This is a genomic window from Stutzerimonas sp. LR2 (assembly GCF_055755175.1).
The window spans coordinates 273,815-287,759 of the sequence record NZ_JBVTRR010000002.1; the positions used below are offsets into that span (position 1 = coordinate 273,815).

General features: G+C 67.1%; 13 protein-coding genes. 5 read left to right on the forward strand and 8 right to left on the reverse strand.

The features are described 5' to 3' along the window. The first annotated feature begins 69 nt into the window (after positions 1–69). Entirely contained in the window at positions 70–885 is an 816-nt protein-coding gene (locus ACVRRC_RS07740) for an OBAP family protein (protein ID WP_053527649.1), read from the forward strand. 9 nt (positions 886–894) lie between these two features. On the opposite strand, the gene ACVRRC_RS07745 is transcribed toward ACVRRC_RS07740, so the two are convergent. Next, entirely contained in the window at positions 895–1,590 is a 696-nt protein-coding gene (locus ACVRRC_RS07745) for an SDR family oxidoreductase (RefSeq protein ID WP_013982270.1), read from the reverse strand. Positions 1,591–1,599: 9 nt separating this feature from the next. Beyond that, positions 1,600–1,905 (reverse strand): hypothetical protein, encoded by a 306-nt coding sequence (locus tag ACVRRC_RS07750; RefSeq protein ID WP_017244633.1) that lies wholly within the window; start codon positions 1,903–1,905, stop codon positions 1,600–1,602. A 117-nt stretch (positions 1,906–2,022) separates the two neighbouring features. On the opposite strand from ACVRRC_RS07750, the gene ACVRRC_RS07755 reads away from it, so the two are divergent. Then, positions 2,023–6,339, forward strand: a complete 4,317-nt coding sequence (locus tag ACVRRC_RS07755) for a DEAD/DEAH box helicase (RefSeq protein WP_061373140.1) — start codon at positions 2,023–2,025, stop codon at positions 6,337–6,339. A gap of 10 nt (positions 6,340–6,349) precedes the next feature. Here ACVRRC_RS07755 and ACVRRC_RS07760 read toward each other — a convergent pair whose 3' ends face one another. Then, a complete protein-coding gene (locus ACVRRC_RS07760; RefSeq protein ID WP_011912621.1) occupies positions 6,350–7,213 on the reverse strand; it encodes a DUF6279 family lipoprotein in 864 nt (287 codons plus the stop codon). Positions 7,214–7,391: 178 nt separating this feature from the next. On the opposite strand from ACVRRC_RS07760, the gene ACVRRC_RS07765 reads away from it, so the two are divergent. Next, positions 7,392–7,580, forward strand: coding sequence for a hypothetical protein (locus ACVRRC_RS07765; RefSeq protein ID WP_013982273.1), 189 nt, complete (start codon positions 7,392–7,394; stop codon positions 7,578–7,580). A 23-nt stretch (positions 7,581–7,603) separates the two neighbouring features. On the opposite strand, the gene ACVRRC_RS07770 is transcribed toward ACVRRC_RS07765, so the two are convergent. From ACVRRC_RS07770 to ACVRRC_RS07790, 5 genes are all read right to left on the reverse strand, one after another. Next, positions 7,604–8,155, reverse strand: a complete 552-nt coding sequence (locus ACVRRC_RS07770) for a hypothetical protein (RefSeq protein WP_011912622.1) — start codon at positions 8,153–8,155, stop codon at positions 7,604–7,606. 78 nt (positions 8,156–8,233) lie between these two features. Beyond that, positions 8,234–9,004: a hypothetical protein gene (locus tag ACVRRC_RS07775; RefSeq protein ID WP_011912623.1), complete on the reverse strand. Its 771-nt coding sequence runs from the start codon at positions 9,002–9,004 to the stop codon at positions 8,234–8,236. Between the two features lie 118 nt (positions 9,005–9,122). Then, complete coding sequence (locus tag ACVRRC_RS07780; protein ID WP_125872440.1) at positions 9,123–9,848, reverse strand: RNA pseudouridine synthase; 726 nt, start codon at positions 9,846–9,848, stop codon at positions 9,123–9,125. Positions 9,849–9,932: 84 nt separating this feature from the next. Then, positions 9,933–10,112 (reverse strand): hypothetical protein, encoded by a 180-nt coding sequence (locus ACVRRC_RS07785; RefSeq protein WP_013982276.1) that lies wholly within the window; start codon positions 10,110–10,112, stop codon positions 9,933–9,935. 48 nt (positions 10,113–10,160) lie between these two features. Continuing rightward, positions 10,161–10,301, reverse strand: coding sequence for a hypothetical protein (locus ACVRRC_RS07790; RefSeq protein WP_155416511.1), 141 nt, complete (start codon positions 10,299–10,301; stop codon positions 10,161–10,163). Between ACVRRC_RS07790 and ACVRRC_RS07795 the strand changes: the two genes are divergently transcribed. Both ACVRRC_RS07795 and ACVRRC_RS07800 read left to right on the forward strand, forming a co-directional pair. Further along, entirely contained in the window at positions 10,290–11,438 is a 1,149-nt protein-coding gene (locus ACVRRC_RS07795) for a PQQ-dependent sugar dehydrogenase (protein ID WP_061373141.1), read from the forward strand. The two genes, ACVRRC_RS07790 and ACVRRC_RS07795, sit on opposite strands and share 12 nt — an antisense overlap. Positions 11,439–11,593: 155 nt before the next feature. Next, on the forward strand, positions 11,594–13,927 hold the full coding sequence (locus tag ACVRRC_RS07800; protein ID WP_472996830.1) for a glucose/quinate/shikimate family membrane-bound PQQ-dependent dehydrogenase: 2,334 nt from the start codon (positions 11,594–11,596) through the stop codon (positions 13,925–13,927). The last annotated feature ends 18 nt before the right edge of the window (positions 13,928–13,945 follow it).

Consider the following 13,945-nt stretch of genomic DNA (forward strand, 5'->3'; position numbering starts at 1 on the left):
TTCTGCTCGGTCCTGAACTCGCCTGACGCCTGGCCACTCCCTGTAGGAAGCCAAGCAGGAGTTCGATCCATGCGACAGTTTCTGATGCTGTGCTCGGCGCTCGGGCTCGCCGCCTGCGCCCAGCACGACACCGCGTCCTACACCGAGGCCGCGGGCAAGCCGAAAAGCGTCGAGACCCATGCCCTGGAGGCGGGGGCAAGGTTGTTGCAGGGGCAGGCCCCGCTGAATGCGGTGAGCGCCTATCTCAACGGCTTTCATTTCTACAACGGCGACATGAACGGACAGATGGAGGCGCACCACTACGTCACCCGTCTCAACGAGGACGTGATGCAGGCGCTGATCTACGACGGCAACGGCCGCGACGCCAAGCTGATGGGGGTGGAGTACATCATCAGCGCGCGCCTGTTCGAGACCCTGCCGGAAGAGGAGAAGAAGCTCTGGCATAGCCACGACTACGAGGTGAAATCCGGCAGCCTGGTTGCGCCGGGTCTACCGCAGGCAGCGGAAAGGCGGCTGATGGAACAGGTGGTCAGCACCTACGGCAAGACCTGGCATACCTGGCATACCGATCGAGACAAGGAGCTGCCCTACGGCATTCCGGCGCTGATGATGGGCTTTACCGCCGACGGCCAGCTCGACCCGGCGCTGGAAAAGGCCCGTGACGAGCGCCTGGGTGTGGATACCCAGGCCAGGCGCCGTGACCGCGAATCGATCGTGCAACCTGAGGTCGACCCGGCTGCCAATGCCTGGGAGAAGGGCGAGGTCATCCAGTTGCAGCGGGTGCGTGGCGCGGGTGAACACCGGCATGGCGATACGGCCGGACCGGCGGAGATCAACGAGTCGGGCCGCCTGCGGCAACAGCAGCAGCGCAGCGACCCGCACTGAACGCCGCGCCTATTGCTTGTCCTGCAGCGGCGGTGTCGGGCGGATCAGGATTTCGTTGACATCCACATGGGCCGGTTGCGACAGCGCGTAGACCACCGCACGGCTGATGTCCTCCGGTTGCAGGGCATAGGCCGGCGGCTCGTCGAACAGCGGCGTATCGACCATGCCCGGCTCGATCAGCGTGACCCGTACACCGCTGCCGCGCAGCTCCTCGCGCACGCTCAGGCCCATGCCGGTCACCGCCCATTTGCTGGCGCTGTACATCGAACCGGGAATGACGAAGCGCCCTGCCGCCGAGCCGGTGAGCAGCAGATGGCCGCGGCTGGCCTTCAGCGCGGCGAGCGTGCAGCGCAGCGTCAGCCCGACGCCGTAGACGTTGGTCAGCAGCATCTCCTTCCATACCGCCGGGTCGGCCGCGCTGAAGCCGCCTTCGCTGCCCGGTATGCCGGCGTTGGCGTAGACCGCATCGAGCTGGCCGAAGCGCTCCAGCACCTGCTGCACCATTGCCTGCTGTTCGGCGTAGTCGGTGACGTCGCAGCGGATGGCAATGGCGCGCTGCGGGCCGATTTCATCAACCAGCCGCTGCAGCTTGTCCGCCGAACGCGCGGCCAGAGCCAGGCGATAGCCGGCCTTGGCGGCCTGTCGTGCGGTGGCCGCACCGATCCCGGACGAGGCGCCGGTGATCAACAGAACGGGATCGCTCATGCCGCCTCCTCAGTAGTTCGGAGTGGTTTCCGGAATGGCGCTGGCGTCGGTGATGAAGGGCATCGTCCAGGGCTCCAGGGTGCAGCCCTTGTCGATCAGCTCCTGGCGGGTCTGCTCGATGACCTGGGCCATGCGCAGCGGGTCGGCGTAGTCGCGCACCTGCGCCACCCGGACGAGTTCTTCGCCGCTGCCGTTCATCACGGTGAAACCGAAGCTGTCGTCTTCGGGGTTGGCGCTGGTCACGCAGCCACAGGGCAAAAAGGCTTCCGAGGCCAGTTGCATCGCGTTGTCCAGGCTCAGGGGCGTTGTGGTCATGATCGTCTCCGTTGCGTTGCCGTTGTCTGGAGTTGACCGCCATATGCCGGTGCCGTTTCCCCACAGCCGACCGGCTGTCGCTTGTGCAATGGCAGGCGCGGCACCATATTCATCCGCATGAGCATGCCTGCCCCCGATCCGCTGTGCCGCTTCCATCCCGCCGTGGCGGGCTGGTTTTCCCGCAGCTTTCCCGCCCCGACACCGGCTCAGGCAGCAGCCTGGCCGTTGGTACGCGCCGGTCGCTCGACCCTGGTCGCCGCGCCGACCGGTTCGGGCAAGACGCTGACCGCCTTTCTCGCTGCCATCGACGCGCTGGTGCAGCAGGGCCTGACCGAGGGCGGGCTGGTCGACGGCACCCAGGTGCTATACGTCTCGCCGCTCAAGGCGCTGTCCAACGATATCCATATCAACCTCGAGCAACCGCTGGCCGGCATCGGCGCCGAGCTGCAACGGCTCGGCCTGCCGCCGGTGGACATTCGCACCGCTGTGCGCACCGGCGACACGCCGCAGGCCGAGCGCAACGCGATGCGCAAGCGGGTGCCGCATATCCTGGTCACCACGCCGGAATCGCTCTACGTGCTGCTCGGCTCCGAGTCCGGGCGGCAGATGCTGCGCGATGTGCGCAGCGTGATCGTCGACGAGATCCACGCCATCGCCGGCAACAAGCGCGGCAGCCACCTGGCGTTGTCGCTGGAGCGGCTGGAGGCGCTCTGCGAACGACCGCTGGTGCGCGTCGGGTTGTCCGCCACACAGAAGCCCATAGACGCGGTTGCGCGCTTTCTGGTCGGAACCGAGCGCCCTTGCGAGATCGTCGATATCGGCCATGGCCGCGCCCGCGACCTGGCGCTGGAAGTCCCGCCGGTGCCGCTGGAAGCGGTAATGAGCAACGATGCCTGGGCGCTGGTCTACGACCGTCTGGCCGCGCTGGCCGGCGAGCATCGGACCACCCTGGTGTTCGTCAACACGCGCCGCATGGCCGAGCGCACCACCCGCCATCTGGCCGAACGGCTGGGCGGCGCGGTGGTGGCGGCGCACCACGGTAGCCTGGCGCGCGAGCAGCGGCTGACGGCCGAGCAGAAGCTCAAACGCGGCGAACTGCGGGTGCTGGTGGCCACCGCCTCGCTGGAACTGGGCATCGACATCGGCGACGTGGAACTGGTCTGCCAGCTCGGCTCGCCGCGCTCGATCGCCGCCTTCCTGCAACGAGTAGGGCGCGCCGGCCACCAAGTGGCGGGCGTATCCAAGGGGCGCCTGTTTCCCAGCTCGCGTGATGACCTGATCGAATGCGCCGCGCTGCTCGATGCCGTACGCCGCGGCGAACTGGACACGCTGAGAATTCCCCCGGCCCCGCTGGACGTGCTGGCCCAGCAGATCGTCGCCGAGGTATCCAGCCGTGAATGGCAGGAGGACGCACTGCTGGCGCTGCTGCGCCGGGCGATGCCCTATGCGGTGCTGGATGACGCCACTTATCAGGCGCTGCTGAGGATGCTCGCCGAAGGCTATACCACTCGCCATGGCGCGCGCGGCGCCTATCTGCATCGCGACCTGGCGACCCGCAGCCTGCGCGGCCGCCGCGGCGGGCGGCTGACCGCGCTGACCTCCGGCGGCACCATCGCCGACAACTCCGACTACGCCGTGCTGCTGGAGCCGCAGGGGCTGAACATCGGCACGGTGAACGAGGATTTCGCCGTGGAGAGCCTGGCCGGGGACGTGTTCCAGCTCGGCAACACCTCCTACCGCATCCTCAAGATCGAGGCGGGGCGGGTGCGCGTGGAGGACGCCCAGGGCATGCCGCCAAGCATCCCGTTCTGGCTCGGCGAAGCGCCAGGGCGCAGCGACGAGCTGTCCTTCGCGGTCGCCCGCCTGCGCGGGGAAATCGACCAGCGCCTGGCCAGCGCCGAGTCGCAAGCGGCCGAACGCCTGCAGCCGGTGATCGATTGGCTCGCCGATACCCCGGGCATCCCACGCGAAGCCGCGCAGCAGATCGTCGAATACCTGTCCCGAGCGCGTTCGGCGCTGGGCGCGTTGCCGACCCAGCGGCGGCTGATCATGGAGCGCTTCTTCGATGAGTCCGGCGGCACCCAGCTGGTGATCCACTCGCCCTATGGCAGCCGCATCAACCGTGCCTGGGGCCTGGCGCTGCGCAAGCGCTTCTGCCGCACCTTCAACTTCGAGCTGCAGGCGGCAGCCACCGAGGACGCGATCATCCTCTCGCTGTCGACCAGTCACAGCTTCGCGCTGGATGAGGTCTGGCGCTACCTGCATTCGGCCAGTGCCGAACAGGTGCTGATCCAGGCGCTGCTCGACGCGCCGCTGTTCGGCGTGCGCTGGCGCTGGATCGCCACTACCGCGCTGGCCCTGCCGCGCATGGCCGGCGGGCGCAAGGTGGCGCCGCAGCTGCAGCGGATGAAAAGCGAAGACCTGCTGGCCACGGTGTTCCCCGATCAGGTGGCCTGCCTGGAGAACATCGTGGGTGAACGGGAGATTCCCGACCACCCGCTGGTGCGCCAGACCCTCGACGACTGCCTGCACGAGGCCATGGACAGCGAGGGTTGGCTGGCGCTGCTGCGGCGCATGGAGAGCGGAGAAGTCGAGCTGCTGACACGTGACCTGCCGGCGCCGTCGCCACTGGCCATGGAAATCCTCGGCGCGCGCCCCTACGCCTTTCTCGACGACGCCCCGTTGGAAGAGCGACGCACCCAGGCGGTGCTCGCCCGTCGCTGGAGCGATCCGGAATCGGCCGACGACCTTGGCGCGCTGGACCCCGAGGCGATAGCGGCGGTGGGGGCGGAGGCCTGGCCGGAGGCGCGCAACAGCGACGAGCTGCACGAGGCGCTGACGGCGCTGGGCTGCATCGCCGAGGCCGAGGCGGCGGGGCAGCCGCACTGGCTGCAATGGCTCGCCGAGCTGGCCCGCGCGGGGCGGGCGACACGCCTGCAGGTGGCTCACGACCGCGCGCTCTGGACCCCGCTGGAGCGCCTGGCCTGGCTGCGTTCGATCTATCCGCAGGCGGCCTGCGAGCCGTGTCTGCCATTGCCGGCCGGCTATGACCAGCTGCTCGACGAAGAGGAGGCGCTGGTGGAACTGATCCGCGCCCGTCTGAGCGGTTTCGCGCCGCTGCCGGTACCGCTGATCGCTAGACCGCTGGCCCTGCCGGCCTCGGCGGTGGCGCTGGCGCTGACCCGTCTGGAGGCCCAGGGCTATGTGTTGCGCGGGCGCTTCAGCCCGGGAGCGAGCGAGGACGAGTGGTGCGAGCGGCACCTGTTGGCGCGTATCCATCGCTACACGGTCAAGCGCCTGCGCCGCGAGATCGAGCCGGTGGAGCTTGCCGACTGCATGCGCTTTCTCGCCGACTGGCAGCATCTGTCGGCGGGCACCCGCATGCAGGGGCGCGAGTCGCTGGGCAGACTGGTCGAGCAGCTGGAAGGCTTCCAGGCGGCCGCGACGGCCTGGGAAAGCGATTTGCTGCCGGCCCGTCTGAAGGATTACGGCAGCACCTGGCTGGATGAGCTGTGCCGCTCCGGTCGCATTGTCTGGACGCGGCTGTCCGGGCGCCTCAAGGCCAGCGGCGGGCCGGTACGTGGCACGCCTATCGTACTGTTGCCGCGGCGCCAGCTCGGTGCCTGGCATGCATTGGCCAGCGACGCACCCGCGCCGGAACTGTCATCACGGGCGCAGCGCGTGTTCGATTGCCTGCAGACCCATGGCGCGCTGTTCTTCGACGAACTGCAGCACGATGCCCATCTGCTGCGCAGCGAACTGGAGGACGCCCTGGGCGAACTGGTGGCGGTCGGGCTGGTGAACGCCGACAGCTTCGCCGGCCTGCGTGCGCTGCTGACGCCGGCCAGCAAGCGTTCGCGCACGGCGCGGCGAACCCGCGGAGGCGCCTTTATCGGCGGTATGGCCGACGCGGGGCGCTGGGCGCTGGTGCGCAAGCCGGTGGCAGGGGATGTCGCCGGGCACGCCGTTCTTCCGATCGAGGCGCTGGAGCATATTGCCCGCGTGCTGCTGCGCCGTTACGGCGTGGTGTTCTGGCGACTGCTGGCGCGCGAGGCGGACTGGCTGCCGCCCTGGCGCGAGCTGTTGCGGGTCTACCACCGGCTGGAAGCGCGTGGCGAGATCCGCGGCGGGCGTTTCGTCGCAGGCGTGGCGGGCGAGCAGTTCGCCCTGCCGGAAGCGCTGGCGCTGTTGCGCGAGGTGCGCAAGCGGCCATTGGCGGGCGAGCTGCTGGCGGTCTCGGCGGTCGATCCGCTGAATCAGTTGGGGACGCTGTTGCCGAGCAGCAAGGTGCCGGCGCTGCCGGGCAACCGCATCCTCTACCGCGATGGCGTGCCGCTGGCGGCGCTGGTGGCGGGCAAGCCGCAGTGGTTGCTCGACCTCGACGAGCCGGCGCAGCGTGAGGCCCTGCGCCGGCTGACCTCGACGGGGCGCTGAGGCCCGGTCGTCAGCCGGCCTGGGCCAGGCACTTCAGACTGCCGAAGTCGCTCTGCAGCTGCGTCAGCCGTCCGCTCAGATGGGCGCGCTGGCCGTCGTCGGCCAGACGATGGAGGTCGGCCACCAGTTCCAGACCGGCCTGTTCTGCGCGTTGCAGCGCCGCGCGGTCATCTTCGTTCAGCAGCGCTTCGCGATCCTGCAAGAGCCGGGCGATACGCTTATCGAAATCGGCGCCGTGGCGCTGCTCGACGGCGGCCAGCAGCATCGCCTGCCATTGCTCGCGGTTGCGCAGCCAGCGGCTGTTCTGCTCGCTCAGGGTGTGCGCCCAGCGCAGCACGCGCTGGCGCTGCTGCGCGTTCAGCGGGCCGAACCAGTACTGCAGGCGCTCCTGCATGCGCTCGGCGCGTTCGCGGATCTGCTGCTCCAGGGGCGGCTCAAGGTATTTCTCCCGATGTTCACGGCGGTTCTCGTCCAGCGCCTTGCGCAGTTCCTCGACTTGCGCGTCGTTCAATGCCCGCAGCAGATCGGTGGCGGTCGGGGTGACCTCCACCGCGATGCTGTGCATGGCGTCGCGTACGCCGCGGTAGTGTGGCTCCAGATCGCTCGGCTCGAGTTGGCCGTCGGCACTGCTTCGCTCCAGCCGGTCAAGCCTGGCAAGGAGTTCCGGCAACTGGGTGCTGCAGTGCCAGGCCAGGTGTTCACGCAGCCGTTGGCGCAGTTCGCGCTGCTGGGTGCGGTCCAGGTCCAGGTAATCGTTGAGTGTCCAGGGAATCAGCGTGTCGAGATTGCGGTAGACCAGGGTTGCGCGGCTGCAGCCGACCAGAAGGAAGGTGCAGAGCAACATCAGCAGAAACAGGCGGCTGGTGGAGCGCATCGTCTTTCCTCAGCGGGCGGCACCTGTGTGTGTAGAGCCCAGCTGCCGCCAAGGGTTCTGGCTCGGTCCGTTTCGTCGATCGGGACGAGCAAAGCGTGCCGGCTTGTGGTCTGCATTGCATGGGGCCGGCTCCGCGGCGCGGACGGCCGTCTTGTCTCAGTAGCAATGGAGAAACGCCATGACCTCGCAGATCAAGCACCTCAGCGGCGAAGACGTACCCAAAGCCTGGCGCCCGACCTGGGCCGTATGCTGGGTGGTGGAACTGAACGGCACCATCGTCGGCGGCCCTTACGCCACCGAAGCGGAAGCGCGCGCGGTCGCAGACGGCGAAGAGGAACCGCGGATTTCGCAGACCCCTGCGCCCTGATCGCTCCTCGCCAGCCCGCGATGCTAGCGTGACTGCTCCAGGCAGTGTTGCGGGCATGGTGCCTGGTACGGCACAGAGGGTGGCGGTGGCGCAACCAGCTGATCGACCAGTTCCAGCGATTTGTCGAACGATGGGTAGCCGCTGCGCGCGACGTCCAGTTCGCCGTAGGCCTGTCGATAGCCCTCGGCCCTGATCGGGTCCGCCTGCTCGATCAGATAGGGCTCCTGGTAGATCTTGTAGAGCAGCGCCACCGCGTGCGGATGGCCCTTGCGCTTGGCCTTTTCCAGCAATTGCAGCACTTCGGAGGGCTCCGGGCCCTGGCGGATCAGCAGCAGCGCCTGGTAGAACTCGGTCTCACCGCGCCGATCCAGCCGCGCGCTGCGATCGAGCAGGGCCTGGGCCAGTTCGTAGCTGTCTTCATCACCGACCGATATCAGAATCTTGGCCTGCATCAGATCGTTCTGGTACAGCAGACGCTCGGCGCGACAGCCGTCGTCGTCCCAGGCGCGATCGCAGGATTGGCTGGCGCAACCGCCGAGAGTCAACAGCAGGCCGAAGAGCAATGCCTTTTTCATGGCTGAATTGGTACTCCGTTCTCTTTTCGCCAGTATGGGGCGTGCCTGCTTCGATTCGCCAGTGCGGCTTACGTTCGCTTAGAAATTGGGGCAGGGCGCGTTCATCTGTTGCAGGCCATAGCGTCGCAGCAACGTCTGCCAGCGGGCACTGTGCGGCAGGTCGGCGACAAGCTGCTGGATGTACTGCGTGGTCGCGGCGGGCAGGCTGGCAGTCATGAGCACGTGGCGGTCGAACACGTACAGGGGGCTCGGTGAAACGTGCAGCTGCGCTTCCGGCACCTCGGTCAGGCTGTAGAACAGGCGTGACGAGCGCGGGATGAGGGCGACATCGATGCGCCCTGAGAGCAGCTTGTTCAGATTCTGCAGGTCCGTATGCACGTCTTCGCGGCGGATCAGCCCCTTGTCGATATCCGCCTGCAGCGTGCGATAGCGATGCCCGAGGATTCCGCCCAGGCGCAGGCCGTGCAGCGAGCGCGGGCCGTCATAGTCGACCGGAGCCGCCCGTCGCGAGACGAAATCCTGAATGTCGCAGAGCAGCGGTCGCGTCCAGCTGGCCCGAGCGGTTAACCGTTCGGGAAAGAACTCCGGTGTGGCCCATAAAAGAATGCCCGGTTCGTTGGCGGCGAGCCGGGCATCGAGTCGCTTTCGCGGCAGCTGCGTCAGGCGGAATTCGTAACGACCCTGGTTGGTCGGGTGCTCGTTGAGCAGCTGTACCAGGGTTTCGGACAGGCCGGGGCTCTGGCCGGAGGCGAACGGCGGAGAAGGTTGATAGGCCCAGACAGTGACAGGCTCGGCCGCCTGGGTATGCAGCGATAGAAGAATCAGCAACAAGAGCAGCAGTTTCTGCATCGCGGTCCTGTCTTGGAGGGTGGGCCGTCGTGGCGAATTGCCCCGGCCCAGCGCTCAAGACTGATTCAGCGCGGCGGGCAAGGCAAGCGCGCTCCGCCGACTGGTGCAGGCGGCAGCGTCAGAAACGCTCGTGTTCGCCGAGAAAGCGCCAGTGCCCCACCGGCAGCTTGGCCATCGACAGCCGGCCGATGCGTATACGCTTGCTGGCGACGACGCGCAGGCCGATGGCCTCGCAGAGCATGCGAACCTCGCCTGGTGCGGGTTCCTTGACCACCACGCGCAGGCGGTTTTCGCTCTGCCAGCTGACCTTGGCCTTGGGCAGGATCCTGCCACGATGCCCGATTCCCTTGGCCAGCAGCGCCAGGCCACCTTCTTCGGCTTCGCCACTAACCTCGACGACGTACTCCTGCTCGAGCTTGTTGCGCGTGTCGCCGAGCAGGCGGATCACTTCACGCTGCTGGCTGAGCACACTCAGGCCGCTGGCATCGGCATCCAGGGGCAGCAGCAAGGTATGGCGCAGCAGGTGACGCTGCAGTGGTTCGGTGCGGGACGGATCATCGGCCCAGTGCTCGCTGGCCTGCAGCGCACGGCGGGGGCCATCGTTATCGCTGTCGATCGGGAGTTCGGCTGGCTTGTGCAGCAGCAGCGTCACCGGGGCGATTTCCTTCGCCGTGGCGCCGGGCTGCAGTTCGATACGTTGCTGCGGACCTACCTTGAGGAAGGACGCTTCGACCAGCTCGCCGTCGACAGTGACCCAGCCGCCCTCGATGTACAGCTCGGCCTCGCGCCGGGAACAGCCGAATTGCTCGGCGACGCGTTTGGCAAGGCGCACGGGATCGGTCATGGGATGCTCGGAGAAATCAGGAAGGAGGTGGAACGCGGCGAGCCTGTACAGAGCGGCTCGCCGAAAGCGGTTCGTGTCAGCGCATCACTTCTTGCTGATGGTGATCTGCCGGGACGGGCCCTGGGTCTGGCCACTCACGCCGTTGGGGATGGTCTGGATCTCACCGCCGGCCTTGAGGAACGCGGCCATCTGCTCTGCCAGGGACTGGCTGGTTTCGGTCGCGGGTTCGGGTTTGCGCTTGGCGCTGGTGGTTTTGGTGGCCATGGATCGCTTTTCCTTCAATCAGTCGAACCGGGCATTATACAGATTTGATCAAATTTTGTTCAGCTTTTTACGGTCGGTCATTTCTTGAAGCGTTTTCGCAACCACCGAGCCGACGCTCTGGTCTTCAATGAAGCGGCGTATCTGGGAATCACAACGCCCCATCACCGGAGGACCTTCATGCTGCGTCAAGCCATTCGCACCACGCTCTGCGGTTTCCTCATTGCCGCTTCGTTCCAGGTTGCCGCTGAAACGCAACGCTTTCCCTGCGAGGCGGGGCAGGTAACCGTCAAGGAGATCGCCGCGGGGCTGGAGAACCCGTGGGGGCTGGCCTTTCTTCCGGATGGCGAGCACATGCTGGTGACCGAGCGGCCCGGTCGGCTGCGGCTGGTGGGGCTCGATGGCAGCCGATCGGAACCGCTGGCTGGCGTGCCGGACGTATTCGCCCGCGCGCAGGGTGGCCTGCTCGATGTCCGGCTGTCGCCGGCGTTCGAGCAGGACCGCCTGGTCTATCTGAGCTACGCCGAGGTTGGCGAGGACGGCAAGGCCGGGACGGCCGTCGGCCGCGGCCGGCTCAGTGATGATCGATCCCGGCTGGAAAACTTCGAGGTGATCTTCCGCCAGCTGCCCAAGCTGTCCAGCGGCATTCATTTCGGCTCGCGGCTGGTATTCGATGGCAACGGCCATCTGTTCGTGGCGCTGGGCGAGAACAACCAGCGCTCCACCTCGCAGGACCTCGACAAGCATCAGGGCAAGGTGGTGCGCATCGGCCTGGACGGCAGCGTGCCCGACGACAATCCCTTCGTGGGGCGCGACGGCGCGCGTCCGGAAATCTGGTCCTACGGCCACCGCAATCAGCAGGGGGCCGCGCTCAACCCCTGGAGCGGCGTGCTCTGGACGCACGAACATGGCCCGCGTGGTGGCGACGAGATCAACATCCCTCAGGCCGGCAAGAACTATGGCTGGCCGCTGGCGACCCATGGCATCAACTACAGCATGCTGCCGATCCCGGAGGCCCAGGGCAAAACCGTGAAGGGCACCGAGCCGCCTCATCACGTCTGGGACAAATCGCCGGGTATCAGCGGCATGGCGTTCTACGATGCCGAGCGTTTCCCGGCCTGGCAGCGCAGCCTGTTCATCGGTGCCCTGGTGGACCTGTCGCTGATCCGGCTGCAGCTGGATGGCGATCGGATCGTCGGCGAGGAGCGTCTGCTCAAGGACCTGAATGCGCGTATCCGTGACGTGCGTGTGGGGCCGGACGGCTTCCTTTACCTGCTCACCGATGCCGCTGACGGCAAGCTGCTGCAGGTAGGGCTGGACAGCAACTAAGCGCCGGGGCAGCGGCGGGCAGGCGGCCTGCTCCGCCGCACTGCCGTTTCCACGGAGCATTCCCGCTCATCGCCTGTCCCATTCCAGTGATGGCCGTCCGTGCCGGTCATCTGGAATGTGTGCAGGTCGAATAACAAGAGCGAGGAGTTGGCGCCGTGGCAGTAGTCATCAGCGGATTGTTCTGCATCATCGTCGGGCTGGCGCTTGGCGTCGGCGGTGCAAAGGTCATCAGCCTCGGCGGAACCTGGTACTTCGCCATCCTGGCGGCCGGCTTTCTGCTGACCGGTGTCCTGCTGCTGATGCGCCGCCGCACGGCGCTGTGGGTGTACGCCCTGCTCATGCTCGGTGCGCTCGGCTGGGCGTTGTACGAAGTCGGCCTGGACTGGTGGCAACTGGCGCCACGCGGCAGCATCATCGCGCCGCTCGGCCTGTGGCTGCTCACACCATGGATCGCGCGTCGCCTGGGGTGGCAGCATTTCGGCTTCCGTGCCTGGGGTGGTGCAGCGCTTCCGCTGATGCTGGCGGTGTTGCTCTGGGGTGTGGCGGCTATCTATGCGGTGGGGCGCGACAGTCATGACATCAAAGGCATGCTGCCGCCGCCATTGGCCGAGGCGCCTGCCGTCGACGACAGCGTGCCGGAGGGCGACTGGCATGCCTACGGGCGTACCCAGCATGGCCAGCGCTATTCGCCGTTGGCGCAGATCACTCCGCAGAACGTCGAGCGCCTGGAGCCGGTCTGGCACTACCAGACCGGCGATCTGCGCGGTCCGGACGACCCGGACGAGACCACCTACGAGGTCACTCCGCTGAAGGTCGACGACAGCCTCTACCTGTGCACGCCGCACAACCTGGTGATCGCCCTGGATGCCGAGACCGGCGAAGAGCGCTGGCGCTTCGATCCCAAGGTGCCGCATTCGGTCAACCGCCAGCACCTGACCTGTCGCGGGCTTTCCTATCATGCCGCTCCCGCCTCCAGCCAGGCGCAGAGCTGTCGCCAGCGGCTGTTCATGCCCACTGCCGACGCCCGGTTGATCGCGCTGGATGCCAGAACCGGCGAGATATGCCCCGGCTTCGGCGACAACGGCGAAGTGGACCTGCGGGCCAACATGCCCCACGTAAAAGAGGGTTTCTACTACTCGACCTCTCCGCCGGTGGTCGCGCGCGACCGGGTGATCATCGGCGGCGCGGTGAACGACAACGTGCGCGCCAACGAGCCGTCCGGGGTCATCCGCGCCTATGACGTCTATACCGGCAAGCTGCTGTGGAACTGGGACCCGGGCAACCCCGACGAGACCGCGCCCATCGCTGCCGGGCAGACATACAGCGCCAGCAGCCCGAACAGCTGGAGCATTTCCAGCGCGGACGAGACGCTGGGGCTGGTCTACATTCCGCTCGGCAACCAGGTGCCGGATCAGTGGGGCGGGCGGCGCAGCGAGAACAGCGAGCGTTTTTCCTCCTCCATCGTGGCGCTCGACCTGGATAGCGGCCAGCTGCGCTGGGTTTTCCAGACCGTGCGGCACGACCTCTGGGACATGGACGTGCCGGCACAGCCTAGCCTGATCGACATCCAGACGGAGGAGGGGCCGGTGCCGGCGCTGGTGGCGCCGACCAAGCAGGGCGACATCTATGTGCTGGACCGCCGCACCGGCGAGCCGATCCTGCCGGTGCGCGAGGTGCCCGCGCCACAAGGTGCGGCCGAAGGCGACTGGGTCGCCAGGACGCAACCTGCGTCGGCACTGTCCTACGAACCGCCGAAGCTGCAGGGCAAGGACCTCTGGGGTGCCACGCTGATCGACCAGATGATGTGCCATATCCAGTTCCATTCGCTGCGCTACGAGGGACGCTACACGCCACCCTCCACTCAGGGCACGCTGGTTCATCCGGGTAACTTCGGCGTCTTCAACTGGGGTGGGGTGGCGGTCGATCCGGTACGCCAGATGGTATTCAGCACACCGGCGTACCTGGCCTTCACTTCGCGGCTGATCCCGCGTGAGGACGACGAGACGACCTATGTCTCGGACAAGGAGCCGTTTCTCAACGAGAACTTCGGCTCGCCATTCGCGGTGGAACTGGAGGCCTTCGTATCGCCGATCGGCTTGCCGTGCACCGCGCCGCCGTGGGGCTATGTGGCGGGCGCCGACCTGCGCACCGGCAAGACCCACTGGCTGCGCAAGAACGGCACCGTGCGGGATCGCTCGCCGATTCCGCTGCCGTTCAAGATGGGGGTGCCGAGCCTGGGCGGGCCGATGGTCACCGCCGGTGGCGTGGCGTTTCTCAGCGGCACGCTGGACTACTATCTGCGTGCGTACGACGTCAGTACCGGTCGCGAGCTGTGGAAGGCGCGCCTGCCGGCTGGCGGCCAGGCGACGCCGATGACCTACCAGAGCCGTTCCGGGCGGCAGATGGTGGTGGTGGTCGCCGGCGGGCATGGCTCGCTGGGCACCAAGGCAGGGGATTCAGTCATCGCTTATGCCTTGCCGCGCCGCTAGAATCGCCGCCTTCATCAC

Excerpts from the sequence above, each read along its gene's own strand:
- ACVRRC_RS07740 (WP_053527649.1), top strand. The coding sequence starts at position 70 with ATGCGACAGTTTCTGATGCTGTGCTCGGCGCTCGGGCTCGCCGCCTGC.
- ACVRRC_RS07745 (WP_013982270.1), bottom strand. The coding sequence starts at position 1,590 with ATGAGCGATCCCGTTCTGTTGATCACCGGCGCCTCGTCCGGGATCGGT.
- ACVRRC_RS07750 (WP_017244633.1), bottom strand. The coding sequence starts at position 1,905 with ATGACCACAACGCCCCTGAGCCTGGACAACGCGATGCAACTGGCCTCG.
- ACVRRC_RS07755 (WP_061373140.1), top strand. The coding sequence starts at position 2,023 with ATGAGCATGCCTGCCCCCGATCCGCTGTGCCGCTTCCATCCCGCCGTG.
- ACVRRC_RS07760 (WP_011912621.1), bottom strand. The coding sequence starts at position 7,213 with ATGCGCTCCACCAGCCGCCTGTTTCTGCTGATGTTGCTCTGCACCTTC.
- ACVRRC_RS07765 (WP_013982273.1), top strand. The coding sequence starts at position 7,392 with ATGACCTCGCAGATCAAGCACCTCAGCGGCGAAGACGTACCCAAAGCC.
- ACVRRC_RS07770 (WP_011912622.1), bottom strand. The coding sequence starts at position 8,155 with ATGAAAAAGGCATTGCTCTTCGGCCTGCTGTTGACTCTCGGCGGTTGC.
- ACVRRC_RS07775 (WP_011912623.1), bottom strand. The coding sequence starts at position 9,004 with ATGCAGAAACTGCTGCTCTTGTTGCTGATTCTTCTATCGCTGCATACC.
- ACVRRC_RS07780 (WP_125872440.1), bottom strand. The coding sequence starts at position 9,848 with ATGACCGATCCCGTGCGCCTTGCCAAACGCGTCGCCGAGCAATTCGGC.
- ACVRRC_RS07785 (WP_013982276.1), bottom strand. The coding sequence starts at position 10,112 with ATGGCCACCAAAACCACCAGCGCCAAGCGCAAACCCGAACCCGCGACC.
- ACVRRC_RS07795 (WP_061373141.1), top strand. The coding sequence starts at position 10,290 with ATGCTGCGTCAAGCCATTCGCACCACGCTCTGCGGTTTCCTCATTGCC.